Annotated in this window: 16 protein-coding genes and 1 pseudogene; 8 read left to right on the top strand and 9 right to left on the bottom strand. The window is 61.3% G+C overall.

Going from position 1 to position 19,044, the window contains the following annotated elements; genetic code table 11:
* Nucleotides 1-555: 555 nt before the first annotated feature.
* On the bottom strand, nt 556-1,860 hold the full coding sequence (locus D109_RS0100985) for an ATP-binding protein (RefSeq protein WP_017475229.1): 1,305 nt from the start codon (nt 1,858-1,860) through the stop codon (nt 556-558).
* Nucleotides 1,857-2,597, bottom strand: a complete 741-nt coding sequence (locus tag D109_RS0100980) for a response regulator (protein WP_017475228.1) — start codon at nt 2,595-2,597, stop codon at nt 1,857-1,859. The genes D109_RS0100985 and D109_RS0100980 overlap by 4 nt, the downstream gene beginning before the upstream one ends.
* 209 nt (nt 2,598-2,806) lie before the next feature.
* On the opposite strand from D109_RS0100980, the gene D109_RS0100975 reads away from it, so the two are divergent.
* Together D109_RS0100975 and D109_RS0100970 are read left to right on the top strand one after the other, a co-directional pair.
* Entirely contained in the window at nt 2,807-2,986 is a 180-nt protein-coding gene (locus tag D109_RS0100975) for a hypothetical protein (RefSeq protein ID WP_017475227.1), read from the top strand.
* A gap of 77 nt (nt 2,987-3,063) precedes the next feature.
* A pseudogene (locus D109_RS0100970) lies at nt 3,064-3,585 on the top strand (thioredoxin family protein); the annotation flags it as partial.
* Here D109_RS0100970 and D109_RS0100965 read toward each other — a convergent pair.
* The 5 genes from D109_RS0100965 to D109_RS0100945 form a co-directional block, all read right to left on the bottom strand.
* Nucleotides 3,571-4,293, bottom strand: coding sequence for a L,D-transpeptidase (locus D109_RS0100965; RefSeq protein WP_017475225.1), 723 nt, complete (start codon nt 4,291-4,293; stop codon nt 3,571-3,573). The pseudogene D109_RS0100970 and the gene D109_RS0100965 overlap by 15 nt on opposite strands.
* Before the next feature lie 83 nt (nt 4,294-4,376).
* Nucleotides 4,377-5,138 carry a M15 family metallopeptidase gene (locus D109_RS0100960; RefSeq protein WP_026077697.1) on the bottom strand — a complete coding sequence of 254 codons (762 nt, stop codon included), beginning with the start codon at nt 5,136-5,138 and terminating at the stop codon, nt 4,377-4,379.
* A gap of 67 nt (nt 5,139-5,205) precedes the next feature.
* The gene (locus tag D109_RS0100955) at nt 5,206-6,726 is read right to left on the bottom strand and encodes a glycosyltransferase family 39 protein (protein ID WP_017475223.1); all 1,521 of its coding nucleotides are present in this window, start codon (nt 6,724-6,726) and stop codon (nt 5,206-5,208) included.
* 59 nt (nt 6,727-6,785) lie between these two features.
* Nucleotides 6,786-8,441, bottom strand: a complete 1,656-nt coding sequence (arnT, locus tag D109_RS0100950; protein WP_017475222.1) for a lipid IV(A) 4-amino-4-deoxy-L-arabinosyltransferase — start codon at nt 8,439-8,441, stop codon at nt 6,786-6,788.
* Between the two features lie 347 nt (nt 8,442-8,788).
* On the bottom strand, nt 8,789-9,472 hold the full coding sequence (locus D109_RS0100945) for a histidine phosphatase family protein (RefSeq protein ID WP_026077696.1): 684 nt from the start codon (nt 9,470-9,472) through the stop codon (nt 8,789-8,791).
* Between the two features lie 347 nt (nt 9,473-9,819).
* Here D109_RS0100945 and D109_RS0100940 point away from each other — a divergent pair, with 347 nt between their 5' ends.
* The 6 genes from D109_RS0100940 to D109_RS0100915 all read left to right on the top strand — a co-directional run bounded on the left by D109_RS0100940 (nt 9,820) and on the right by D109_RS0100915 (nt 17,055).
* Nucleotides 9,820-10,488: an ABC transporter ATP-binding protein gene (locus D109_RS0100940; RefSeq protein WP_026077695.1), complete on the top strand. Its 669-nt coding sequence runs from the start codon at nt 9,820-9,822 to the stop codon at nt 10,486-10,488.
* Between the two features lies 1 nt (nt 10,489).
* Complete coding sequence (locus D109_RS0100935) at nt 10,490-12,964, top strand: FtsX-like permease family protein (RefSeq protein ID WP_017475219.1); 2,475 nt, start codon at nt 10,490-10,492, stop codon at nt 12,962-12,964.
* Nucleotides 12,954-14,018: a lipocalin-like domain-containing protein gene (locus D109_RS0100930; RefSeq protein WP_017475218.1), complete on the top strand. Its 1,065-nt coding sequence runs from the start codon at nt 12,954-12,956 to the stop codon at nt 14,016-14,018. Before D109_RS0100935 ends, D109_RS0100930 begins: the two co-directional genes overlap by 11 nt.
* Before the next feature lie 142 nt (nt 14,019-14,160).
* Nucleotides 14,161-15,132 (top strand): hypothetical protein, encoded by a 972-nt coding sequence (locus D109_RS0100925; RefSeq protein ID WP_017475217.1) that lies wholly within the window; start codon nt 14,161-14,163, stop codon nt 15,130-15,132.
* Nucleotides 15,129-15,497 carry a hypothetical protein gene (locus tag D109_RS0100920; protein WP_017475216.1) on the top strand — a complete coding sequence of 123 codons (369 nt, stop codon included), beginning with the start codon at nt 15,129-15,131 and terminating at the stop codon, nt 15,495-15,497. Before D109_RS0100925 ends, D109_RS0100920 begins: the two co-directional genes overlap by 4 nt.
* Nucleotides 15,498-15,609: 112 nt before the next feature.
* Nucleotides 15,610-17,055 carry a hypothetical protein gene (locus D109_RS0100915; RefSeq protein WP_017475215.1) on the top strand — a complete coding sequence of 482 codons (1,446 nt, stop codon included), beginning with the start codon at nt 15,610-15,612 and terminating at the stop codon, nt 17,053-17,055.
* Nucleotides 17,056-17,109: 54 nt separating this feature from the next.
* Here the strand turns inward: D109_RS0100915 and D109_RS0100910 are convergent, their stop codons facing one another.
* Together D109_RS0100910 and D109_RS0100905 are read right to left on the bottom strand one after the other, a co-directional pair.
* Nucleotides 17,110-18,207, bottom strand: a complete 1,098-nt coding sequence (locus D109_RS0100910; protein WP_017475214.1) for an SMP-30/gluconolactonase/LRE family protein — start codon at nt 18,205-18,207, stop codon at nt 17,110-17,112.
* Nucleotides 18,204-18,881 (bottom strand): sterol desaturase family protein, encoded by a 678-nt coding sequence (locus tag D109_RS0100905; protein ID WP_017475213.1) that lies wholly within the window; start codon nt 18,879-18,881, stop codon nt 18,204-18,206. Before D109_RS0100905 ends, D109_RS0100910 begins: the two co-directional genes overlap by 4 nt.
* Nucleotides 18,882-19,044: the final 163 nt, after the last annotated feature.

The raw sequence follows: 19,044 nt of genomic DNA, 5'->3' as shown, positions 1-19,044 counted from the left end.
GGGGCCCGCAGATCAAAATCAAAAGCAGATCAAAAGCAGAGCACAGCGGCCTACCGGCCGGCTTGAGTGTTAAAAGCAGAGGCAAGATACAGAGCTGCTTTTCTGTGGGAGCTGGCTTGCCTGCGATGCAGACAACTCGGTGCATCAGGTACACCCAGTTGATGCTATCGCAGGCAAGCCAGCTCCCACATTTGACCGTGCCCGCTTTAGCTTTTGATTTTGCTTCTAAACACTCAAGCCGGCCGGGAGGCCGCTGTGCTCTTGCTTTTGATCTTGATCTTAGGCGCCCCGTTAAACCACGCTGGCCGAACGCAGGCTTTGGAGCGTGGGTAACCCGGCAGGACGCCGGGTTAGCCGCGCTGGGCCAAGGATGGCCCATCGCGGCGGCCCACGGTCCAAAGCCGGAGTGAGGGCACACCGAGCCTAAGCGAGGTGCCGAGTGGTGGGGCAAGAGCGTTTTGCTTACTTTTGCGCTCTTCAAAAGTGAGCCGCTGTAAGAGCGGAACCATAAGTAGCCGTTACCTAAATAACGGATATGTACTCAACCTAGCCCAGTCACAGCACCAGCCGAACCTCCGCACACAACCCCCCGCCGTCCCGGTTGCTCAACGTCAACTCCCCACCAATCGCCACCGCCAGTTGCTGGGCGATGGCCAACCCCAACCCCGTACCCCCAGTGCCGCGATTACGCGAACTCTCCACCCGATAAAACGGCTGCATCACCTGCACCAACTCATCCGCCGCAATCCCCGGCCCCCGGTCCAGCACCTTGATCGAAAGCTCACCCGCCGCCGTCGACCCCACCTCCAACTGCGCCGCCCCGGCAAACTTCAGCGCGTTATCCACCAGGTTCACCAGCACCCGACGCAACGCATGGGGTCGCGTATCCAAAACCACCGCACTTTTACCGGTCAAACTCACTTGCTTGTTCATGTCCTGGTAATCAAACACCAGGCTGTCGAGAAACGCATCCAGGTCGATCCGGCAACTGGCCTCGGTGGACCCACGCACACTGCGGGCATAGGCCACACCCTCGCGCACCAGATGCTCCATTTCCCCCAGGTCACTCCAGAGCTTTTCCCGGTCCACCGAGTCCTCCATAAACTCGGCACGCAATTTCATGCGGGTAATCGGCGTCTGCAAGTCATGGGAAATCGCCGCCAGAATCTGCATGCGCTCCTTGAGGTACTCGGCAATCCGCTTCTGCATTTCGTTGAACGCCGCCGCCGCATGCGCCACCTCGGTGGGGCCGGTTTCGTCCAGCGGTGTCGGGCGCGCATTCGGGTCGAGGGTTTCCACCGCCCGTGCCAGCCGTGTCAGCGGGCGGATGGCGATGCGTACGGCGACCCAGGTGCATATCAGCAACACCACCAGTTGCAGCACCAGCACCACCGGCAGCCAGAACGCAAACGGGATGGGCTTGGGGTGTACATCAATGGTGATCGGGCTGCCATCGGCCAGGGTCAGGTGCGCCTGGAAGTGTTTTTGCAGGCCGGGGATGTTGCGAAACGTCAGCGGGTAATGCTCGCCCAGGGCATCGGCAATCGAGGTGGCGGCCATGGGCACGTCGTCGCTGGCCATCGGCTCGCCGGGTTCGCCGGCATTCAGCAGGTAGCGGTAGGCGTTGCGGTCGAGGCGCGGCAGCCAGCTGGCGCGCTCGGCGGCGGGCAGGCGGTCGAGGATCGCGATCGATGTCGACACGTCGTTTTCCAGGTTGCCCAGCATCACGCTCCGGGCGCTCATGTAGCGCTCATAGAACTGTGCACTGAACGACAGCGCGTTGGCGCACAGCAGGCTGACGATGAAAATCACTGACAGTTGCGCCGCCAGGGTGCGCGGCCAGCGGAACGTGAGGGTCATGCCGAGTCCCCAAGGATTTCCACGGCCAGGGAGAACACATAGCCTTCGCTGCGCACGGTCTTGATGTAGGCCGGTTCGCGGGCGTCGTCCAGCAGGCGCTGGCGCAGGCGGCTGACCAGCAGGTCGATGGAGCGGTCGAACAGGTCTGCGTCCCGGCCCTGGGTCAGGTTCAGCAACTGGTCACGGTTGAGCACGCGCTGCGGGTGGTCGAGAAACACCCGCAGCAGCCGGTATTCGGCACCGCTCAAGGCCACCAGGGTGTCGTCTTCGTCCAGCAGATGGCGGGCGGTGGTGTCCAGGCGCCAGCGGCCAAAGCGAATCAGCCGCCCGCTTTCCGTCACCACCAGGTTCGGCGGCAGCATCCGGGTGCGGCGCAGCACGGCGTTGATGCGGGCCAGCAGTTCACGGGCGGCGAAGGGCTTGATCAGGTAATCGTCGGCGCCCATTTCCAGGCCGATGATGCGGTCGGTTTCATCGTTGCGCGCGGTGAGCATCAGGATCGGCGTGGCCTTGTGTTTGCCCACCCGCAGTTCGCGGCATAACTGCAAACCATCGTCGCCCGGCATCATGATATCCAGCACGATCAGGTCCACGGGCGTGGTGTCGAGGAAGCTGCGCATCTGCCGACCGTCGGCCACCACGGTGGTGCGCAGGCCATTCTTTTTCAGGTAGTTGCCCACCAGTTCGCGGATCTCCCGATCGTCATCGACAATCAGAATGTGATCGACGTGATCCATGCTGCCTTCCTCGTTGAATAGTCATTGGTGCGCAGTCTAGCCACTGGCGGCCGGGTTGCCTTGTGCCCTTTGTATTGCAGTGTATCTGGCGATGACGAGATACACGTCGACGCAAAAATCATGGCTTGGCCGACAAAATCCGGATACCTCCCAGGGTTCAAATGAACCCACCGAGGCGATCCGCCCCGGCTATTCCCGAGGAACCGTGCATGACCCCACTCAACAGCCTTCTCAGCGCCCTGGCGTTTTCCATGGCGGGCGTGGCGGCGGATGTGAACGCCGCCACCGCGAAAAAACTCACCGGCAGCGAAACCTGCTTCCAGAACACGCCGCTGGCGCAAAACGGCACGGCTCGCAAACGCGCCGAAACACCCCCGGCCACGAGGTGACCCCCATGAACTTCATCCGATACCTGAGCCGCTCAAAAAGCCTGCTGCTGTTGGCACTGGTGGTTGCCTTGGTCGGCGTGCCCAAGGCGGTGAACTACCTGATCAATAACGTCGATGCCGAAAGTTTCAGCCAGTCCGATGAGCGCATGCCGTCCCTCGACGGCGCGGTGGCCTGGCTAAACTCGCCGCCGCTGACGGCCGAGGGCCTGAAGGGCAAGGTGGTGCTGGTGGATTTCTGGACCTACGACTGCGTCAACTGCCAGCGCAGCCTGCCGTACGTCAATCAGTGGGCGAAGAAGTACGCCAGGGACGGGTTGCTGGTGATCGGTGTACACACGCCGGAAAACGCCTACGAGAAAGTCCTGGATAACGTGCGCAGCCAGGTCAAGAAGCTGGACATCCATTACCCGGTGGCCATCGACAACGACTACCGGATCTGGCGCGCTTTCGATAACCAGTATTGGCCGGCCCATTACTTCTTTGATGCCACCGGTAAAGTCCGCTATAGCCATTTCGGTGAAGGCCGTTATGACAATCAGGAGAAGGTCATCCAGGCCTTGCTGGAGGAAGCCCGGGCCGCCGGCTCAACGCAAGGGTAGTTTCCAGCGCTCCCGGTAGAGGTCGTACTGCGCCGCGGGCAGTTGCACCAGCACTGGTTTTTCTCGCGGGTCCAGCCAGGCAAACAACGCTTGGATATTCACTGGATCCATCGCCGTACAGCCCAATGTTCCCGCACTGACGCTGCGCCAGATATGCAGGAAAATACACGAGCCGCCGTTGGCCAAAGCCGGTGTGTTGTGCTCGACAAAAATCCCCTGGCGGTACAGTTGATCCTTGCGCAGCATCTGCTCGGAGCTGGTCCAGTCCTTGTTCACCGTCGAGCTGTCCACCAGCGTGTTGTAGTGGCTGGACTGGCTGTCATCCACGCATTCGCGGGTCGCCGTACTGGCGGTGTAGGGCAACCGGGTATCGGCGGTGGGGGCGTAGCCGAAGGCGCTGCCGAGCTTGAAGATGCCGGCCGGGGCCTTGCCATCGCCTTCATGCTTGAGGGGCTGCTGGTCGGGGGTTGGCGTCGTAAGGCCGGTGCCCCACGCCATGCCGTTTTTACCAACCACGATGGCAAAGGGTTCGCCGACTTTCTGAAAGCCTTGGCCATGCCGCTCATAGCGTTGTGCGGTGCCCTGGAGGGCGTTCCAGTCCGGGGTGGTGACCACGATCAGTTGCCGGCTGTCGTCGGGGATTTGCGCGAGCGCCACGTTTGAAAGCAGCGTCAGCAGCGCCGCGCAGGTTTTGATGAGCGGGTTCAATGTGGTTCAGTCCTTGAAAAGAGTGAAACCTCAAACGCTAGTTTTTGCACCGGGCTTTATCAAGTTGAAGCTGTGTTGTGATGTTACCGCAGCGGCTCGATAGGGAAATCCATCGGCTCGGCCCGTACCGGGTTGCGGCTGTAGGTGAAGTGCCACCATTCGCCGGCATAACCCGAAAAGCCTTCCTTGCTCATCGCTGCGGTGAGCCGTTGGCGATTTTGCCGCGCCCCTTGGCTGATCCCCGGGTTATCGGTATGCGCCAGGTCGTCGAAACAGTCAAAGCCGGTACCCATGTCCAGGCCGCCATCGGGCAGGCGCTTTCCATAATCGGCGGCGCAATCGACTGCCTGGGTGCCTGGGCTCCAGGTTTTTGCCGGCAGCGCCTGGGGCCCGATGAGGGTCACGTCCACCGCCGCGCCCCGGGAGTGGTTGGAAACCTTGGCCACATAGCCCAGGCGCCAGAAATCCTGCTTGTTCACCCGGGGATAGAACTCGGCCTTGGCCGGATCCCCCGGCAGGCTGGCGAAGCGGCCCATGTTCGCCACGGCACGGCTGGGGCGATAGCAGTCGAATACCTTCAAGCCGTAACCCTGCCTGGCCAACTCGGCCTGGACCCGCACCAGGGCCTTTGCCGCGTCGGCAGACAGCACGCATTCGGCTGCGTTGTAGCCGTCCAGCGGCGCTCCGGTGAAGTTATGGGGGCTGGCGTAGCGAATGTCCTGCGCGATGCTCGGATCGAGGCTTCGCAGGTAAACCATATTGACTGGCATTGGCGTGTCTGCCGTGACCGGCGCAGCGAGCACCATGAGGGTCAGGGCAGCGAGTGCAGGGGAAGAGTAGGGCATGGGCGGCCGGGCTCGGGCGGTGGCTTAAGCGCGCCACACTAGCAATGCCCGGCCCGTGCCGCCAGTGCTACGGCGCGGCGTTGGGCACAAACGCCACGCTGCCAGCGTCACGCTTGTGGAACAACCGTTCGCCATTGTCCGGTTGGGTCGTGATGACCTGATGATCGTTGCCCAGATAGGCCAGCGGCGTCGGGTCATCCTTGGTGTACTGCGCGACAATAATCGTGCGCTTGGGATCAAAGGTACGGCCGCTGGTTTTTTCCAGCCAGGCCATGAACGCCGCACTGTCGCCCTGGCGTGGAAAATCCTGGGTTTCGGCGACGTAGTAGAACGGCGTCCCGTGATTTTGCAGGTACATTGGCACCTTGTTGTCGACTTCCACCATCACCATCTGCCACTCGTTCCATGGCGCGCTTTTCACCGCCTGCGCTTGAACGTCATCGGCGAAACGGGTCACGCCGCCATTGCCATTGGTCCATGGATACACCACCCCGAGTACCAGCAGCATCACGCCGGCGGCGATGCCGAACCCACGGTACCAACCCCGGCCGACCGTACCTTTGCGGGCGATACGCTCACTGACCCACCACGCCGCCAGCAACTGCGCGAACGGCACCAGCGGCAGCACGTAGTAACTGCGCCGGCTGCCGCTGGCAGTGAAGAACACAAACAGCAGGCCCAGGCCCCACACCAGCCAGCGGGTGTTGGGCGGGGTGTCGCGCCAATGCCGCACGGCGAGCCACAGGCCGAGGATCCAGCACGGAGCCCAGGGCAAGGTGTAGGCCGGCAGGTAGATCAGGTAGGTATAGATCGGCCCCATATGGTCGAACGGGTCGAAGAAGCGCACCACGTTTTCCCGGAACACCAGTTCCAGGCCACTTTCACCGTAGGTCGGTGCGCCGTAGAGATGGGACAGTACAAACGGAACCGCGTAGAACGCCCCGGCGATGGCTACGGCCAACACCAGCCGCAGGTTGAGATGACGCTTGTAGCGCTGTTCGCTGAGCAAGTGCGGCAACAGCACCAGGCCCGGCAGTACAAAGCCGATCAACCCCTTGAACAGCGATGTCGCGGCCAGCAACAGGAAGAACACGGTGTAGCGCCCCAGACGCGTATCGTCCGGCCCGCGCCAATACCACCACACCGCCGCCAGCACGCCGCACACGGTCAGCACGTCCGCCGTGGCGACCCGGGCCCAGAAGATGAAGTAGAAGGTGGTCGCAAGCATCCAGCCGGCAATCAGGCCGGTACCTTTGCGAAATAGCCGCTCGCCGATCAGGTACACCAGCCAGATGCTCAGCCACGCCGAGATGACCGATGACAGGCGCAACGACCACGGCCCCAGCCCACCCATCAGGTTGGCAAAACCGGTGATCAGCCAATACGAGGGCAAGGGTTTGTCGTAGTACGGGGTGCCCTTGAGGTACGGGTCGAAGTAATCGCCGCTTTGCAGCATCTGCAGGGTGATGTTCGCCCAGCGGGTTTCCGGGCCCCACAGGTCACGGGCGCCCAGGCCCAGCAGCAGGATGGCGGCGGACACACCAAGGAGCAACAGCAGGGCGCCGCGTTCGGTTTTCCAGAAGGTCATGGAGCAGTTCCGATGTGGGATGAGTGTTTAATGGGTCACCCCACATTAGTGCGGCTGTGTTACGGCAATGGCGGGTAGATGATGATCTCCAGGTCACCCTTGTAATAACGCTTGCCCCCCAGCGGCAGCTGGCCGGCTTCGCGCATTTCGCTGGTGCTCCTGACTCGCATCATCACGCCCACCGGGCCTTGCTGGCGCGCCTGCTTGAGCCAGGCTTGAACGCTGTCCAGATCCACCTTGCGGTGCATCGAGTCAGCGTATTGCAGGCCGTAGCGCAGTTCGCCTTCAGTGTTGTAGAGCGTCACTTCGGGCCGGCGCAGGCGCCATGCCAAGGCAGACGCCGACTCCAGTTCGTTGCTCAGCAGCGCATGGGTCTGTTGCAGCTCGTCCAGGTGCTGGAGCACGAACTGGTCAGGCATCTGGTTATCTTCGACCACCGCCGGCATGCCGGCGGGCAACAGCGCCACCAGCAGGCCAATGCCCAAGGCCGGCATCGCCCACATCGCCAGCGGGCGGAACGCTTGCAGCAGGTTGGCGAGCATCCAGCCCATCAGCACGATGAACGTCAGGGACAGGTTGAACATCTCGCTGTGGCTGTTGCCGTACAACGGCCTGTCGATTTGCAGGTAGATCAGCGTTACCATTGCCGCGAGGCCGATGCCCAGGTTGAGCAGGCCATTGACGCGCAGCGTACGGGGGCGGGCGTTGGCCAGCAGGTCGATCAACGCATGGCCCATCAGCAGCGCCAGCGGCAGCAGGCACGGCATGATGTAGGTCGGCAACTTGCCGTTGCTCAGGCTGAAAAAGCCCAGGGGCAGCAGCATCCACAGCGCGAGGAAGACGATGGCCGGTTGGCCTTTGTCTTTCCAGGTCTTGCACAGCGTTGCTGGCAGCAGCGCCGCCCACGGCAGACACGACACCACCATCAGCGGCAGGTAGAACCACCACGGCCGGGCATGTTGGGCGTTGTCGGAGGCAAAGCGGCGGATGTGTTCGTGCCAGAAAAAAAAGCGCCAGAAGTCCGGCTCCTGCAGGTGGACCGTCAGTACCCACGGCAGGCATACCACTGCCGCCACCAGAATCGCCAGCGGGCCGTAGCGCAGCAGTTCGCCCAAGCGACGCTGCCAGAGCATGTACGGCAAGGCGATCAGCACCGGCAGCAACCACGCCAGGAAACCCTTGGTCATGAAGCCCATGCCGCAGGCCACACCCAGCAATGCCCAGCTCGCGAGGCGGGCACGTGGGTTGGCGCTGTCGAGGGCGAACCACAGGGCTGCCAGGCTCAGGTTGACCCAGAAGGTGAATTGCGGGTCCAGGTTGGAGTAACCGGCTTGCCCGGCCACCAGGCCGAAGCTCATATAAAGCAGTGCGCAGGCAAAACTCTTGCGCGGGTCGTTCCACAGCCGGCGGGCGATCAGGTAGGCGAGCATGACGCTAAGGCCAGTGGTCAGCGCGGAGGCGATGCGCACACCGAACAGGTTTTCACCCAATATCGCCTGGCCCAGCGCGATCAGCCAGTAGCCGGCCGCGGGTTTTTCGAAATAGCGCACGCCCATGAAGTGCGGGGCCACCCAGTTGCCGCTCATGATCATTTCCTGGCTGATCTGGGCGTAGCGTGTTTCGTCAGGAATCCATAGGCCATGCAGGCCCAGTGGCAGCAGATAGAACATCACGAATGCCAGTAGCAATACGGGCAATGGTTTAAGGCGGGTCATGGCTATTGCACTCTCAAGCAGTATTGACGGTGGATCAGCGCGAGCGCTGGATCAGCCATGCGCGAGGGGTGGAGGATGGTCTTGGTCGGGTAAAAATGCGGCACAGAACGTTATTCCTTAAACAGTCTGTTAGTGGGAGCGGAGTTGAATGTCCGTCTGCCCCAGTCAAGCTCGTTAAACGTGTGTCGTCCAATGAGTCATCGAAAGTCGTGATCATGCAGTTAACATCTAAATGATTAGTTAGCTATGAATAGCACCCAAGTAAATACGAATTAAAACCATGAAAGGTCTCATGCCTTGGCTGTCTTTTCGCTGAACAAACTTGAATGTTCAATGTAAATAAGTGTTCAAAGTTGCTTTAGAGCGGCGGCCCAGTCCTTGGTGTTCATAATACCCAGCGCCTTGAACTTGCCATTGGGCAGAAGCTTGACGAACAACGCACTGCCGTATTCGGCATGCGCGGCGTGTTCGAAGCCCAGCGCTTCTTCAAAGTCGCTGATACAGGCGCTGTGGGTGACCAGCAACAAGTTGCGATTTGCGAGTTTGTGAGGACGCAGTTCCTCGGCGATGGCGGGGCCGCAGATAGCCAGTGGGCCGGGTGATAATTCGGATTTGCCGAACATGAACAGCGAGGTCTGCGCCGTACGCGTGGTGGGGCTGCTCAGTACGTCGGTATTTTCCATGCCCAGGGTCTGAAAGGCCTTGCCGGTGGCGGCGGCAGCGACCGTACCGCTGATGGTCAAGCCGTCTGCGGGGCCCAGGCAGGGGTTGTTGGAGCGGTCGCAGCGTTCTTCATGACGTACCAGCACCACCAGGTCACCGTTGCGCCAGGCTTCTACGGTTCCAGAGGTGAGCAGGCGATGGCCCACGCCCAGGTCCAGAGGCGATCGAGGCCACCAGATAAACGCGACCACTGCCAGGCTGACCACTACAGCGCAGGCCAGACCCAACCATAGTTTGTTCAACTGTTTTATAGATGCCCAGCGTGAGCGGGGCTTACTCAGAGACAGGTCAACCACACTATTCACCATTGGTAACTTCCAGGCGTAATCCAGTAACCGGCAGCGGCAAGTTAGGCAGGGTGCCAAGTGAAGGGCGCTGATGCAGGAATGTGCAAAAGCGTGTCACAGGGGCGCTGTCTTTTTGCTGAACATACCGATATAAAAATTTGTTCACTTGCACTAACGGGCGTTCGAAAATAACCGGCCTGTTATCTGCTTATGGGCGGCAATTTAGAGGGCGGCAGGTGGCCGCCGAGTGAAATCAATGTGAAAAATTTGCGGTGAGTCATGGGGCGCTCCTTTTGCCCAAGGTTGTGACATAAAAATGTGACAACCGTTATTCTCGGCCTCAGTCCAGAGGCAGGTGGGGAATGGTGATGCTGCAGGTACAAGGGGTGTTTAAAAGCTATGGCACGCCGCAGGGGCCTCTGGCCGTGCTGGCGGGTGTCGACCTGTACCTGGGAGAGCGTAGCAGTCTTGCGCTGATGGGCGAGTCCGGGAGTGGAAAAAGTACCTTGCTCCACCTGGTGGCCGGGCTCGACCAGGTCGACCGTGGCCGCATTCAGGTCGGCGATCAGCACCTGGACCAGATGAGCGAAGCGCAGTTGGCCCACTGGCGGCGTACCGAGATCGGCCTGGTGTTCCAGCAGTTCAACCTGATTGGTAGCTTGCGGGTGGAGGACAACCTGGCATTCCAGGCGCGCCTGGCCGGGCGCCTTGATCCGGCGTGGCAAGCACAGCTGGTGGAACGCCTGGGCCTCGGGGACTTGCTCAAGCGTTACCCCGAACAACTGTCCGGCGGCCAGCAGCAACGGGTGGCGGTGGGGCGAGCCCTGGCGTCGCGGCCTGGCTTGTTGCTGGCGGACGAACCCACCGGCAACCTCGACGAAGCCACCAGCGATGAAGTACTGCAATTGCTGCTGGACCTGCTGCGGGACAGCCCCACCAGTTTGTTGATGGTGACTCACAGTCCGCGCATCGCGGCGCGCCTGGACCAGCAGGTGGTATTGCACCGCGGCCAGGTACTCGCAGCGGACGCCCGCTGAAATGCGTGTCTTCTATTGGACGCTGCGCGCGCTGCTCAGCCATTGGCGTCGCCACCCCGTGCAGTTCTTCAGCGTACTCACCGGCCTGTGGCTGGCCACCGCGCTGTTGACCGGTGTGCAAGCCCTCAATAGCCAGGCGCGGGACAGCTATGCCCGGGCCAGCCAACTGATCGGCGGTGAACCCCAGGCCAGCCTCAGTGCGCCGGACGGGGCCAGTTTCCCCCAGGCGCTGTTTGCCGAGCTGCGTCGTGCGGGTTGGCCGGTGTCGCCGGTGGTCCAGGGGCGGGTGACGCTCAAGGGCCATGAAGACCTGCGCCTGCAAGTGATGGGGATCGACCCGGTGTCGTTGCCCGGCGGTGGCGCGGTGGCCGGCCAGACCCTGGACCGGGCGCAGATGATCGCCTTCTTCAACCCGCCGGGACGCACCTGGATCGCGCCGCAGACCTTGCAGGCGCTGGGCCTGAAAGAAGGCGATCAGCCACTGACGGTCGCCGGGCTGAGCCTGCCGCCCCTGCATGTACAACCGGACATGGCTCCCGGACTGTTACTGACTGACATCGGCTTCGCCCAACCGCTGCTGGACATGCCCCAGCGCCTGTCGCGGTTGCTCCTGGACAAGGCCTTTGCCGCCGCGCATCCCGCCTTGCCGCCGGCACTGGGCGCGCAACTGCAGCTCAAGCAGGCCGAGGAAAACAACCTCGCGCGCCTCACTGAAAGCTTCCACCTGAACCTCGATGCGCTGGGCTTTCTGTCCTTCGTGGTGGGGCTGTTTATCGTGCACGCCGCCATCGGCCTGGCCCTGGAGCAACGGCGCGGCCTGCTGCGAACCTTGCGTGCGTGCGGGGTGAGCGCGCGAATGCTGATCCTCAGCCTGGCGGTCGAACTCGGTGGCATGGCCGTGCTTGGCGGCCTGGTGGGCGTGGCCAGCGGGTACTTGCTGGCCAGCCTGTTGTTGCCGGACGTGGCCGCCAGTTTGCGCGGCTTGTACGGCGCCGAAGTGCCCGGCCAACTGGGCCTAAGCCCGCTGTGGTGGCTCAGTGGCCTGGGCCTGGGGTTGTTCGGCGCGTTGCTCGCCGGGGCCAGCAGTTTGTGGCGGGCGGCGCGTTTGCCGTTGTTGGCGCTGGCCAATGCCCAGGCCTGGCATCAGGCCCATGGGCGCTGGCTGCGACGCCAGGGCTGGGTGGCGGGCGCTGCCTTGCTGATCGCAATCCTCGCCCTGGTGTTTGGCGATAGCCTAGCCAGCGGTTTTGTCTTGATGGCGGCCTTGTTGCTGGGCGCTGCGCTGGGCTTGCCGGTGGTGCTCAATGGCGTGCTCAAAGCGGTGCTGGGGCGCAGCCGTTCGGTATTGGGGCAATGGTTTCTCGCCGATTGCCGCCAGCAGTTGCCGGCCCTGAGCCTGGCGCTGATGGCTTTGCTGCTGGCGTTGGCCGCCAATATCGGCGCGGGCTCGATGACCTCGGGCTTTCGCCAGACCTTCAACAACTGGCTGGAACAACGCCTGACCGCCGAGCTGTACCTCAACCCGCAAAACCCGGCCCAGGCCGACGCGCTGCAAACCTGGCTGGTGCAGCAGCCACTGGTGCAGGCGGTACTGCCCACCTGGCAGGTTGCGGTGCAACTGCAAGGTTGGCCGGCGGACCTGTTCGGCGTGGTCGACGACCCTACTTATCGCCAGCATTGGCCGTTGCTGGAAGCGGCAACGGACCCATGGAGCCAGTTGCTGCAGGACGACACCCTGATGCTCAGTGAGCAAATGGCACGCAGGCTCAAGGTGCGGCTGGGGGATGTCATCAACATTCCCACGCCTCAAGGTCCTTGGTCGCCCAAGGTGGTGGGGATTTACGCCGATTACGGCAACCCCAAGGGCCATCTGCTGGTGAACGCGCGGCACCTGTTGCAGCACTGGCCGGGATTATCACCGGCACGTTTCAACCTGCGGGTACTGCCCGGCAATGTACCGCCACTGGTGCGTGACGTGCAGAACCGGTTCGCCCTGGAAGACAGCCGCATCGTCGACCAGCAGCAGCTCAAGGGTTGGTCGAGCCAGGTCTTCGAAAGAACTTTTGCCGCCACCGCCGCCCTCAACAGCCTGACCCTGGGAGTCGCCGGCGTGGCGTTGTTCATCAACCTGCTGACCCAGAGCCAAAGCCGCCTTGGCCAGTTGGCACCGTTGTGGGCGCTGGGCGTGACGCGCCGCCAATTAATGCTGCTCAACCTCGGCCAAACCTGGCTGCTGGCGGTGCTGACCCTGGTGCTGGCGCTGCCATTGGGCTTGTTGCTGGCGTGGTGCCTGGATGTGGTGATCAACGTCCAGGCCTTTGGCTGGCGCCTGCCGTTGCAGGTGTTCCCGTGGCAACTGGCGCAACTGCTGGGCCTGGCGATGTTGGCCACCTTGCTGGCGTCGGCCTGGCCGCTGTGGCAGTTGTACCGCAGTCGTCCGGCGGATTTGCTGAGGACCTTTGCCAATGAAGATTAAGTGCCTGCTATGGGCGACGTTCCTGCTGCTGGGCGCCTGCGACAAACCGCCAGCGCCTGAAGAAAGCTTCGCCGGGCTGGGTAGCCAGGCGGCGGACTTCACTCAAGTGGTGCCCGGTAAAGTCTTCAGCTTTCCCGACGACCACGGCCCCCATGACGGCTATCGCATCGAATGGTGGTACCTCACCGCCAACCTCAAGGACGCCGAGGGCAATGCCTACGGCGTGCAATGGACACTGTTTCGCAACGCCCTCAAGGCCGGGCCGACGCAACCGGGCTGGCACGACTCGACGATCTGGCTCGGCCACGCCGCCGTCACCTCGGCCACTCACCACTACGCTGCCGAACGCTATGCCCGTGGCGGCGTGGGGCAGGCGGGTGCCCAGGCGGTACCGTTCAATGCCTGGATCGATGACTGGAATTTCGCCACCCGCCCCGGTGCAACCAGCCCCTTGGCGGACATGCAGTTGAAGGCTGCCGGCGAGCATTTCAATTACGACCTGCACCTGACCTCCAGTCGCCCATTAGTGCTCCAGGGCGACAACGGCTACAGCCGCAAGTCCGAGCAGGGCCAGGCGTCGTACTACTACAGCCAGCCGTTTTTCCAGGCGGATGGACGCGTGACTATCGATGGAAAATCTTACCAAGTCACCGGCACCGCCTGGCTCGACCGCGAATGGAGCAGCCAGCCCCTGACCGCCAGCCAGACCGGCTGGGACTGGTTCTCCCTGCACCTGGACAGCGGCGAGCAGTTGATGCTGTTTCGGGTGCGGCAGACAGATGGACCGTCCTACCTGACCGGCACCTGGGTCGATAAGGTGGGCCACACACAGACCCTGCACAACCAGGATATTCAACTGACGCCGCTGGGCACGACCGCCATTGATGGGCGCACTATTCCCACCCAATGGTCGTTGAAAATCCCGGGCAAGCGTCTGGATATCACGACGGAAGCGGTCAACCCGAAAGCCTGGATGAACCTGAGCATTCCTTACTGGGAAGGGCCGGTGAAATTTCAGGGTGGGGTGGGGTATCTGGAGATGACGGGGTACTGAGTCCGATGCTTTTTGTAGGCCTTGATTACCTGCCAGGTAGGTGATTTCCCAAATGTAATTTCAGCCGTCCCAGGCTTGTGTCCGGGCTGTGTCAGCCTGCTTATATTCCTGCGCGATATTCATTACATCAGGGATGTAAGTGATGGCGCAGGGATACATCAATGACCGCACCACGGACTACCTCAGTTTGAAGTCCCGCTTGCTGACCGGGTCCAGTCGGCAACTCTCCGATCAATTCGACGCATTGAGCCTGCACTTGCGCCAGATAAGCCTGGTGACGCCGGGGCAGATGGTGATCGTTCCCGACGACTACGGTGTGGCTTGCACTACTGATGATGCATGGTTGATGCGCCATGCCCAGGAGATTCGACGCAACCTGGAACTGGATGCCTCGGCTGGGGCGGCGGTGATCAATAACTATGATCTACTCCAGAGTTTATTGGCTTATAGCTCGGTGGGAATCGGCAGTTCGACGGCGGCCTGGGGGCGACACCTGGACGAGGTCCAGCGCACTCTGGAAGAGATTGAGCGTTTGCATCAACAACTCAAGGGAGGAGCCTTGAATAAGAAAGCGTTTATCCAGAAGCGGCAGATGTTGTTCCGGCGCTTGGATACTCAACTGCAAGGCGCGGCGCGATTTGGCACGAGCCTGAAAACCAATAAGTCATTGAAAAAAGTACTGGGTATTTCCACCAAGAGTTATCTGCACAAGAGTGAAATCGTGGGCTATACGCAGCGGCTTCGCAGCATTGCCGAGACGTCGAGGTTTTTGGGCAAGGGGACGTATGTGGGGCTGGCGTTGGATGTGGGGGTTGCGGGGTTGGAGATCAAGGAAGCGTGCATGGAGGGGCGGGAGGCGATGTGTAGGCGGGCGAAGTATGTGGAGGCTGGGAAGTTGGTGGGCGGGGTGGGTGGGGCCGCCGGTGGCGGGGTATTGGGCGCAAAGGTGGCGCGTGGTTTGTGTAAATTAGTTTTGGGTATCGCTACCAAAGGGAAAGGTGAACTCGCTTGCGGGATTATTGGCGGTGCTGCGGGAGGGTATACCGGTGGAACCGTGGGGGGAGCATTAGGAGAAATGGCCGGCGACTTATTCTATGAGGGAGAGGGCGCATGACTATTTCGTTGTACGGATTTAGCGTGATTTTAATGGGGGGATGGCCATTTATTTTTTTGGGTTTGAAGCTATACGTCGAGTACAGAAAACTGGATGAACTGGAAAGCTACTTCATCGATAACGTTTTGGTCCGTGACAACAAACGGTTTTGGGGCAGAAACAAACTGATCGACAGATACAAGCGTTTGAGTCTGATTGTCGACTTTCTTTCACTGCCCAGGCTGCACATCAGAAGAGGAGACGTGACGGCGGCAGAGCTGGCGTCGGTTCCTCTATCTCTCAAGCGCTGGGTGCTGTGGCCATATCGTTTTGGAATGGTTGGATTTGTTGGTTCGGCGCTCTGGTACGTCTGGATTAGATGGTAGTTTTTTAAGAAAATACTGTACATAAATACAGCTTTGTCCTACATTCCATCCTAGGTGACCGGATGTCACCGGTCACCTGAGCTTCAATTTTTTAACTATGGATGGATAAAAAATGAAATCTAAAAAAGCCTTTGTATTGGGCGCGGCCATGATGGCTGCCAGCTGCGTTTCGGCCTTTGCCCTGGCCGAGCAATACCCTTCGACCGTCAGCCCACAGGCGGTCACGCCTGCATCGGGCTTCGACCTCAAGCCCGGCGGTACCCTTCAAGCCCAGCCGCTTTCCGAAGAACTCGCGAAGAAATTCAAGGACGCCCTGGCTGCGGGTACAACCCCGGTGCTCAAACCGGCCACCAGCAAAGCCGGCATCACTGAAACCGTGGTCAGCGAACCGAAGAAGCCCAGCCAGGGCAAGCTGAAAGCGGCCGCCGCCGATTTCGTTCCGCTGTTCCCGACCCTGGACATCAACACCCTCTACACCATCAGTGAAGTGCAGACCGGCCAGGAGTTTCCCTACCACTTCAACCTGCCCCACAGCGCTCGCGTACTGGTGCAGTTGATCGGCCAGAGTGCGGGTGCCGATATGTCGTTGAGCCTGTTCCGGGATGACGGCCAAGGTGGCGATCCGGTGCTGCTGGCGACTTCCGATAACCCGGGCAATGCCGACGAATACATAAGCGGCATCCTGCCGGCGGGTGATTACTACTGGTACATGGTGGCGAACACGGCGAATAACGCGCAGTTCAGTTTTGGCGTAGCGGCAGACACCAACGTGGACGCCTATGAACCCAACGACACCGCGCAGACTGCCTTTGTGCTGCCGGATGCGCTGAACCAGGTGGTCGGTAACCTCGACAACGCCAATGATGTTGACTACTTCGACTTCAAGTCGGTGCGTGGCCAGAATGTCGCCCTGGCCCTGAAAGAGGACCGCGAAGGCACGCGTAACCAGTGGATCCTCGATCGTTTCGACGGCAGCAACTGGGTTGCCGTCCCGGCCGGTACCAGCGTGAGCCTGTCGGGCGCAGCGGGCTTTACCGCCAAGGTGCGGGTGCGAGCCAACACCGCAGTGGCGCAGGACCCAACTGCGCACTACAAGTTGACGCTGGGTTCCTTCCCACGTCTGAACAGCAACAGTGTGACCGGTGACAACATCGTCAGGATTCCGTTCTCGATGTCTTCGACCGCCACTCAAACCGCACGCCTGTTGAACTGGAGCACCCAGTGGTCGGATACCACCGGCGTACCATTGCCGGGCATCACCCCGGTGCTGCGGGTCGACAAGCGTTTCTATGACATCAACTATCACTGGGTTGATTACAAGGCCACGACCAACAGCGCCGGCGCATCTTCCGCGACCGCCACGCTGGGTACTTGCAACGGTGACTACCGCGCCATCTTCAACGACAGCAGCACCGGCGTGTCCTACAAGTGGGACACCACCTTCAACGAAGGCGGCTGGCGCATCGAGCTGGATGAGTTCCCTGGTGTTGGCGTAGGCGGCAGCAACGTGCAGTACGTCAGCCTGGGCCACATCTGCACCCAGACCATCGTTCACTGATGAGGTTGTTCAAGTAAGGCAAGGGGCAGTCCGCAAGGGCTGCCCCTTTTTGCGTCATTGCGCCAATGCCTGCTTGAGTGGCAAGCGTGCCATGCCCGTGTTGGTCAGCGAGCCCAGGTACAGCCAGTCGCCATACTCGCGGGCGGTGGTGATGGGCGAGTAATTACCGCTGCTGCCGTCCTGCAGGTTGGCGATCACCTTGCCGTTCACATCCAGCCCCAGCACAAAGGCCTTACGCTCGATGGGCTTGGGCACCACCATCAAAGCCCGCACCATGATCTTGCGCATCAGCGGGTAGCCGGCAAAGCCGTCGAGCAACGGGTTGCGTGGTGAATACAAGGCCACCCAGAAGCGGTCCTGGCCGTTGAAGCTGAGGTTGTCTGGCAGGCCCGGCAAGTTGTCGATAAACAGGTCGTGGACGCCAGCCTTGTCACCCTTGAGCCAGTAGCGGCTGATGCGGTAGGCGCCGGTTTCGTTGACCAGCACATACTCTTCGTTGGGCCCCAGGGCCACGCCATTGGCGAACTGCAACTGGTCCAGCAGCACATCGGTGTGGCCGTTGCTGAAGTCATGACGCAGCAACCGGCCATCGCCGCCGTGCTCGATCACCGCCTCGCCGTCTTCCCCGTAACCCCAGCGGCTGGACGCATCGCTGAAGTAGGCATAACGCCCGGCAGCGTCGACGGTGACGTCATCGGTAAAGCCAAACGGCAGGCCGGCAGCGCTGGTGGCGAGGGTCGTGAGGTTGTGCTGGCTGTCGAGGGCAAGCAGGCCCTTGATTCCGTCGGCAATGATCAGGCGCCCGTCAGGGTGCAGGGCCAGGCCCAGCGGGCGGCCATGGGTGTTGGTGAGTTCTTCGAGGATATGGCTTTCGGGCGCGGTGCGGATTATGCGCCCGTCATGCAGTCCGGTAATGAGAAAACCTTTGCCATCCAGTAACAGAGCTTCTGGCCCGGCAATGTCCTGGGCGCCGGTTCTTTTTACAGCCTTGAGGCGTTGGTTTTCGGCGTAGGGCCCGTCCTTCATGGACGGCGCCTTGGGCGGCGACCAGTTGACCGGTTGAACCCTGGTGGGCATCAGCAGCAGGAAGGCGACGATGGCGATCAGGAGCAACAGGACGACATGATGAACTTTCCTTGGGCGGGCGCTCATGACGACTCCTGGTTGTCGGTGTGGATGGGTTCCCAATGCAGGGTGCCGAACAGGTAGTCCATCAGCGGCAGGACGATATTGAAATTGCGTCCTTGCATGAGTTCGCGGCGGTGATGCAGGGCGTGCAGGTGGTGCATCTGGCGGATCCATGGCAGGCGGGCCACGGGGTGGTTGGGGTGCAGGTGTTCGCAGGCGTGGAAGAACTCATAGAGCAGGTAGCCGAGGATCATGCAGCCGGCGAACAGGCCGGCGACATTCGGGTTGAGGTGTTTGAGCAGCCACCAGGCGGGCAGGGTGATGACCAGGCTGTGGAGCAGGATGAGCCAGGCGGGGAACAGGATGACGCGCCAGTCTCGCGGGCTGTCGTAGGTCATGTGGCCTGGGGTGAAGAAACTGTGGTGGTCGCCGGTGTGGCGGGCGTAGAACAGCCGAGCGAAGGGGTGTTTGTGGTGGCCCAGGTGGCGGTGGACGAGGTAGATGCACAGGTTGAAGAAGATCAGGGTGAGGGGGATGGTCAGCCATTCCAGGGGTTGGATTTGCTGGGTGGTGGACCAGAACAGGCTGATACAGAGCAGGCCGTAGCCGAAGACGAAACCGGCGTGGAGCCATGGGTTGTAGTGGGGAGTGATGCTTGCGCGGTAGGTGGCGCGGAAGGCCTCGGTGGGGTGGGTCATTGGGGGGCGCTCGGCGTTGTTTTTGTTGGGGAGTGAGCTTAGTTGGGATTGGGGGGATTGCTTGGCTTCCCTGCCGATTTACCCGCTCCACCGTGCCTGCTTGCGGCCATCGTGGTTAACGGGGCCTGCAGATCAAAATCAAAAGCAAGAGCACAGCGACTGA

The sequence above is a fragment of the Pseudomonas sp. PAMC 26793 genome, from assembly GCF_000313235.1.
Lineage (GTDB): Bacteria > Pseudomonadota > Gammaproteobacteria > Pseudomonadales > Pseudomonadaceae > Aquipseudomonas > Aquipseudomonas yamanorum.
Note: the sequence above shows the minus strand (reverse complement) of the source record. Positions and strands in the feature narration are given on the sequence as shown.